The sequence below is a fragment of the Candidatus Desulfatibia sp. genome, assembly GCF_036446775.1.
Classification (GTDB): Bacteria; Desulfobacterota; Desulfobacteria; order Desulfobacterales; family UBA11574; genus Desulfatibia_A.
In genome coordinates this window covers 1-6,460 of record NZ_JAZFTO010000243.1, presented here as the reverse complement: position 1 = coordinate 6,460, position 6,460 = coordinate 1, and the positions used below count along the sequence as shown (strand labels likewise).

At 49.9% G+C, this 6,460-nt stretch carries 7 protein-coding genes; all 7 read left to right on the top strand.

Annotated features, from left to right (window positions below; translation table 11 throughout):
* The first annotated feature begins 130 nt into the window (after positions 1-130).
* On the top strand, positions 131-1,501 hold the full coding sequence (locus V3S16_RS11435) for a sigma-54-dependent transcriptional regulator (RefSeq protein ID WP_413885038.1): 1,371 nt from the start codon (positions 131-133) through the stop codon (positions 1,499-1,501).
* A 345-nt stretch (positions 1,502-1,846) separates the two neighbouring features.
* Entirely contained in the window at positions 1,847-2,299 is a 453-nt protein-coding gene (locus tag V3S16_RS11430) for a hypothetical protein (RefSeq protein ID WP_413885036.1), read from the top strand.
* A complete protein-coding gene (locus V3S16_RS11425; RefSeq protein WP_413885034.1) occupies positions 2,283-3,053 on the top strand; it encodes a carboxypeptidase regulatory-like domain-containing protein in 771 nt (256 codons plus the stop codon). The genes V3S16_RS11430 and V3S16_RS11425 overlap by 17 nt, the downstream gene beginning before the upstream one ends.
* Positions 3,054-3,195: 142 nt before the next feature.
* Positions 3,196-3,594, top strand: coding sequence for a response regulator (locus tag V3S16_RS11420; RefSeq protein ID WP_413885032.1), 399 nt, complete (start codon positions 3,196-3,198; stop codon positions 3,592-3,594).
* A 53-nt stretch (positions 3,595-3,647) separates the two neighbouring features.
* A complete protein-coding gene (locus tag V3S16_RS11415; protein ID WP_413885030.1) occupies positions 3,648-5,582 on the top strand; it encodes an FAD-dependent oxidoreductase in 1,935 nt (644 codons plus the stop codon).
* Entirely contained in the window at positions 5,579-6,049 is a 471-nt protein-coding gene (locus tag V3S16_RS11410; protein WP_413885028.1) for a ubiquinol-cytochrome c reductase iron-sulfur subunit, read from the top strand. The genes V3S16_RS11415 and V3S16_RS11410 overlap by 4 nt, the downstream gene beginning before the upstream one ends.
* 14 nt (positions 6,050-6,063) lie before the next feature.
* Positions 6,064-6,460, top strand: a 397-nt coding sequence (locus V3S16_RS11405) for a DUF4405 domain-containing protein (RefSeq protein ID WP_413885026.1), incomplete at its 3' end; no start/stop codon positions are given.

Genomic DNA, 6,460 nt, shown 5'->3' with positions numbered 1-6,460 from the left:
TGTATTCTAATAACCCGAATGCATTCAAGCAAAAGCCTGACCGCATCCCGGCAGCGGATCATTTTCTGGAAAAACCATTCAAGATGGAGCACTTGCTCGAAATCATTAACAGCATCGGGAGGCAAAGACTGTGAGGATTTTAGTTGTTGACGATGAAGTGGTAGCCTTGAACTCGGTCAGGCGTTTACTTAAACGGCGGGGCTTTTCGAATGTGGAGATCTGTGACAATGGCAGGGATGCGATCGGCAGGATCAAAAATAAAGATTTTGACATTGTTCTTCTGGACCTCCTGATGCCTGAAGTGGATGGTTTTCAGGTTCTTAAATCCACAAAACCCTTCAAACTTCAAACCGAGTTTATCCTCGTGACCGCAGTGGATGATATCGCTTCAGCGGTCAGGGCCGTTCGCCTCGGAGCTTACGACTATCTTGTTAAACCCGTGGATAACGAACGGCTCATTTTATCCATTGAACGGGCCTATGAACATAAAGGTCTTCTTGCCGGCCTGGCCGGAGCGCGCACCGGAAGTAGGGCAGTTGCAATACCTGAGGCCTTCTCCGATCTTGTCACCCAGTGCCCCAGGATAGCAGAACTGCTTTCCTATGCAGCGGTCATGGCCCGCAGCGGCAACCCTATCCTGATAAGCGGGGAGTCAGGAACCGGCAAGGAGTTGCTGGCCCGCGGCATCCATCATATCAACTCGTCTGCGGGTGTTCCTTTTATAGCAGTGAATGTATCTTCCATTCCCGAGACGCTCTTTGAGAGCCAGTTTTTCGGGCATATCAAGGGGGCCTTTACAGGAGCTGACAAGGGGCACCCCGGTTTCTTCGAGCAGGCCGATGGCGGAACACTCTTTCTGGATGAAATCGGGGAGCTGCCCTTCAAACTGCAAGCCAAGCTCCTGCGAGTGCTGGAGGAAAAATCGGTCCTCCGTATATCTGAAACGACCCCTGTTTCTATTGATGTCCGGATCATCTCCGCCACGAACCAGGATCTGGACAAGGCCTGCCAGGAAGGCAGATTCAGGCTGGATCTGTTGTACAGGCTGAGAGCGGCCCACATCCATCTCCCTCCCCTGCGGGAAAGGGAAGGCGATATCCTCCTTTTAGCCTCCTATTTTCAAAAAATTGCATGCACGAAACATGCTAAGACTATGAGCGGTTTCAGCCCTGAGGCCATGGATAGATTGGTCGGCAAAGAATATCCAGGTAATGTACGCGAATTAGCCGCTCTGGTGGAAAATGCAGTATTGCTGGCCGAATCAGGACTAATTTTACCGCAACATCTGGGGATGGAGTCTGTTGCAGTTCCTTCCTTTGCCCGCACACTTTGCAACCTGAAGGAAAACTCCAATGTGCACTTCGCTTTTGTGTTAGCCCAAACCAAAGGAGACCGCCAAAAGACTGCCCAGATATTGGGTGTTTCGGTAAGACAGGTCCAGCGAAAGATCGCCCTGATGAAAGATGACCCCCGCTGGAAGTCTCTGTTAGGCGACATTTAGGTCGCATATGAGCGCCAAAAAGGTCGCCGGACGATTTATACTTTTATACCAAAATGTTATGGCCTTATGTTGCTCAGGCTATCCTTTAAATGGTCAAACCCTGGCGACCTTTTAGTCGATCTCCTATCCTCTCCATTCTGTGTCCCCGTATTATAAAAACAACGTAATCACATGCAGTTAGGAGCGAATTTGGCAATCATGCCGCCTGTGGCATACATTTTGCTGTGGATACAATGCAGGCAAAGGGTCTCGGTTCATACCGGGAAAAGAATCAAAATTTTTCATAATTTTGTGTTGTTAAAGGGAGTTCTTAACCCATCATTAACATTAAGAAAAGGAGGTTTTATGAAACTGACGAGATTGTGTTTATTTGGAGTGCTGGGCATCTTCGGGCTTCTGCTAATTATAGGGAATCCGGGGCCTGTTCAGGCGGATGAAAAAGAATTTCGCGTTGTGACCGTCGAGCCGAAATGGGTGGCCAAAAAAGGCGAGGCCCCCGTGGTCGGCCGGAGCGGCGCGAAAGTGAAGAAGATCGAGCGGTACGCCTTTATCCCTGGCTCCATCGTGGTCAACAAGGACGACGTCGTCATTCTCAAGATCCATGACATTAAGGGGTCAAAACACATCATTGAGATTCCGGCCTTTGGTGTCAAGGGGGAACTCATCAACAGGGGGGAGGAGAAAACGATCAGTTTCGTTGCCGACAAAGCCGGCGCGTTCAAAATGACCTGTAGCAACCACGTGGACTTAACCAAGGAAGGCCCCATGGAGATGTATATCTATGTTGTCGATCGCTAAGAATAGCACGCGGAGTAGCGCTTTCTCCCGCTCGTTCTGGATCTGTAAACTGGTGGGGGTCAGCCTTCTTTCTCTGCTTTTGCTTAGTCCGGCAGAAGGCAAAGAGAAATACCGGGAGGCGGCCGTTTCTAACGGTGCTACCATTGCCGGAGAGGCCCTTTTTAAAGGGCCGCCTCCCGAGGCCTATGTGATCTGGGTGACAAAGGATGCCGATGTCTTCGGCGAGAAGGTTCCCGACGAGCGGCTGATTGTGTCGCGGGCAGGCAAGATCAAGAATGTGCTTGTCACCATCGAGGGGATCATGCAGGGAAAACCGTGGCCCGACCTTCGTTCCAAGGTTCAAAACAAAGGCGGACGGTTCCTACCGCATTTCCAGGCGGCACGCACCCGAGGCAAACTGGAGATAGTTAACCGTGATCCCGTGCTTCACAACACCCACGCGTTTCTCCGGAACCGAACCCTTTTTAATCTGGCTCAACCTATTCAGGATCAGGTAATTGAGAAGACCCTCAAACGGCGAGGGATTGTGCAGATCATGTGCGATACTCATGACTGGATGAACGGGTGGATCGCCGTCCTGGATCATCCCTATTACGCGATTACCGCAGAGGATGGAGCCTACACCATCACGGATATCCCGGCCGGAACCTATAACATCGAGGTGTGGCACGAAAAATTGGGGCAGCAGCAGGTTCAGGTGACGTTGAAGGCCGGCGAGCAAAAGAAGGTGAACTTCCAGTTCTCTGATAAGTAGCAGCAGACGCTGGTCCAAATTGAAGAAGGGCGGTGTCCGAGCTGCGGGGTGTTCTGCGGATCTTTTTTGTCTGATTTGTTAATGCCTAAATGTTAGGAGATCATTTCAACAACTTGAAAAGAAGCACTCGATCTAATGGCTTATGTTTAAATCTATAAAACGGATATTGGTGGTGGATGACGAAGCAGAATTTGTCCACACAATAATTCGGCATCTTAAAAGAGAGGGCTTTATTGTGGATTCGGCCTACGACGTTGAAGAAGCCCGCAGAAAAATCGATGATTCAGCACGCATGCTGATTTTATACGATCTCCTCATCACGGAGATTGTCCGACCAAATACCGAGGCCATAGAGCTTTTGCCGTGGATCAAGAAAAATCATCCTGAAATTTCAGTAATTATTGTATCCGGATTTGGCAAGAACGATATGCTGAGAGAAACAATGCGCGAGGGTTTGGATGGCTATGCCAAGATACCACTTACTCCTAAAAAAATGATAGATCTGATCAACATTATTGGTCAAAAGCGCGGAAATAGTTAAGAGATCAATCCAAACCCGGTGAGTTATCTGAATATTGAAAGTTGTCAGGTGCAATGAAGAAAAATAAATTTTCTGTTGAAATTCCCGATCTTGAATATTGGAAAAAGCAGATTAAATGCCAGTATGCCTGTCCGGTTCACACAGATGCGAGGGGTTATGTGCGTGCCATTGCGGCCGGGCAGTTCGAACTGGCCTATCTGATTGCCCGCGGACCGAATCCGCTTGCGTCGATCTGCGGTAGTGTATGCGGAGCATCGTGTGAGCAGGCTTGCCGGCGATGTAATTGCGATGAACCGGTCGCCATCCGCGCACTAAAGCGATATGTATGCGACCGCTTTGGACCTGGTCGCCGGCCGGATGTAAGGGAAAACCTGATCGAGTTCCTTAAGAAAGCCTCCCAGCGGTATGCGCCGCGACAATGTCAGGGCAAGGAGGAACTTCTGCCGTTTCTCCAGTCATTGACAAGCGGGCGGATTCCACGTGTTGACGGCAAGAGTGTCGGCATCATTGGTAGCGGTCCGGCTGGATTGGCGGCGGCGCACGATCTGGCCTTACTTGGGTTCTCGGTCACGATTTATGAAATGGAGCCTGTGCTGGGAGGCATGCTTATGGTAGGTATCCCAGCATACCGCCTCCCTCGTGACCTCGTTCAGGCCGAAGTGGAAGTAATTCTTTCGTTGGGCGTAAAGGCGGTCACGAATTGCTGCGTTGGGCGTGACATCTCGTTTCCCGAGCTACGAAAACAGCACGATGCAATAGTCATAGCCGTGGGGGCGAAGCGATCGCGCAAGCTCCCGATACCGGGCAGTGATGCGCAGGGAGTCTTAGGCGGGGTGGAATTCCTTCGTCATGTTTCCCTTGGGAATGCTACAAAGCTTGGCCCGCGCGTTGTCGTCATTGGTGGTGGGGACGCCGCTATGGACTCCGCCCGAACCGCCTTGCGAGTTGGAATCGAAGATGAGAATAGGGACCATTGGGAAGAATATCTCGTCATGGATACCGCTCACGCTGCCATGCGCCTCAAGGGCAGGGAAATAAACGTAGTCTATCGCCGATCAAGAGTAGAAATGCCTGCCAACCAGGCGGAAATTTACGAGACCGAGGAGGAAGGCATACGCTTCCATCTGCTGACCAACCCGGTTAGAATCGAGAAAAATGAGCGTGGAGAAGTACGAGGTCTGTGGTGCCAAAAGATGAAACTGGGCCAACCAGACTCGAGCGGCCGCCGGCGACCTATTCCCATTGAAGGCTCGGATTACTTCATGCAGTGTGACAATGTGATCATCGCCATAGGCCAATCCTCCGACCTATCTTTCATTGATATCGAGCGTGACGACCTCCGGATGACCGACAGCCGGCACATCGTCTGCGATCCTTTGGCCGGAAGTACATCGGCCCCGGACGTCTTTGTTGCCGGCGACCTGGCTTACGGCCCGAAGTTGCTCATCCATGCCGTAGCCTCAGGCAAGGCTGTGGCCCGCACTATTTATGAAAAGTTGACCGGATATCAGATCACTGCCGAGGATACGGAATTGCACTTCCCTTTATCGTCGTATGGACGGGAACTTGGTTATGAAAAGCAGCCCCGCCTGGCTCCACCATCATTGCCCCTGCAAGAGCGCCTTACCAAACTTGATCGACCGGTCGAGCACAGTTATACCACCAAACAAGCCCTTTGCGAAGCGAGTCGCTGTCTTGATTGTGGGATTAACACGATCTTTGACAGTGGTAAATGTATCTTTTGCGGAAGATGTGCGGACGTGTGCCCGGAAAAGTGTCTGAAACTTGTTTCAGTGGAAAGCCTTCAGGGAAACGTTGCTTTTGATGAGCTACTGAAAAACTATTATGGCGACATGCCACTCTCTGAAGTGGGAGCCATTATAAAGGATGAAACAATTTGTATTCGCTGCGGCCTTTGTGCCGAACGGTGCCCGGCCGATGCCATAACGATGGAAGAGTTTACTTTTAAGGAGGATATAGGGAAATGAGCGATGAGACCCAGGAAAATGCAGGGGCATCCAGACGGGACTTTCTCGGTCTGGCATCTGTAGGAGCTGTGATTTTATCATCTTTGACTGCTGTTGCCGGGATGTTAAGAATACCGAAACCGAATGTTCTCTATGAAGAGTCACAAAAATTCAAGATTGGAAAACCCGATAATTTTTCGGTAGGCACTGTAAAAAAACTTGATGATAAAAAGGTCTTTATATTTGCCACCAATGATGGAATTCATGCCATATCCAGTGTATGCACGCATCTGGGGTGTATTGTGTATACTACCGATTGGGGTTTTCAGTGTCCCTGCCACGGCTCACAGTATAATAAAAGCGGCAAAGTTATCGGCGGACCCGCACCGCGAAATCTGGCCTGGTTGGATATAAGCGAAAGTATGGACGGCACCCTTGTGGTTGATGCCGCCAAAGAAGTAAAACCGGGGACTACGTTTAAAGTTTAAATTAAGGAGCGTTTATGAGTGCGTCGAAGCGGTCAGGACTCGAGGAACTCAAAGATAATCTACTATCGCTTAAGAGTTCATTTATAAGTTCCTTTCTACGGCACGGCAAACCCATATCTGACAGGTCAAGAGTTGCTATAATCGTTAACAACTTTTTCCTCCACTTCCAGGGCGCCAGAACCCACATAAATACCTTAAGACCCACATATACATTTGGTTTAGGACTTATCACGCTAAATCTGTTTTTAATTGCCGTAGTGTCGGGCATCCTACTCATGATCTATTACCATCCTTCGGTAGAGCTGGCTTACAGCAGTGTTAAAGACATAAGCTATGTTGTTTTCGGCGGAAGACTGTTGCGAAACATTCACAAATGGTCCAGCGAGGGTATGATAATTGCGGTCATATTTC

What these genes read in the sequence shown, in the direction of transcription:
- V3S16_RS11410 (WP_413885028.1), top strand. Translation starts at nt 5,579, where the DNA reads ATGAGCGATGAGACCCAGGAAAATGCAGGGGCATCCAGACGGGACTTT.
- V3S16_RS11425 (WP_413885034.1), top strand. Translation starts at nt 2,283, where the DNA reads ATGTTGTCGATCGCTAAGAATAGCACGCGGAGTAGCGCTTTCTCCCGC.
- V3S16_RS11415 (WP_413885030.1), top strand. Translation starts at nt 3,648, where the DNA reads ATGAAGAAAAATAAATTTTCTGTTGAAATTCCCGATCTTGAATATTGG.
- V3S16_RS11420 (WP_413885032.1), top strand. Translation starts at nt 3,196, where the DNA reads ATGTTTAAATCTATAAAACGGATATTGGTGGTGGATGACGAAGCAGAA.
- V3S16_RS11430 (WP_413885036.1), top strand. Translation starts at nt 1,847, where the DNA reads ATGAAACTGACGAGATTGTGTTTATTTGGAGTGCTGGGCATCTTCGGG.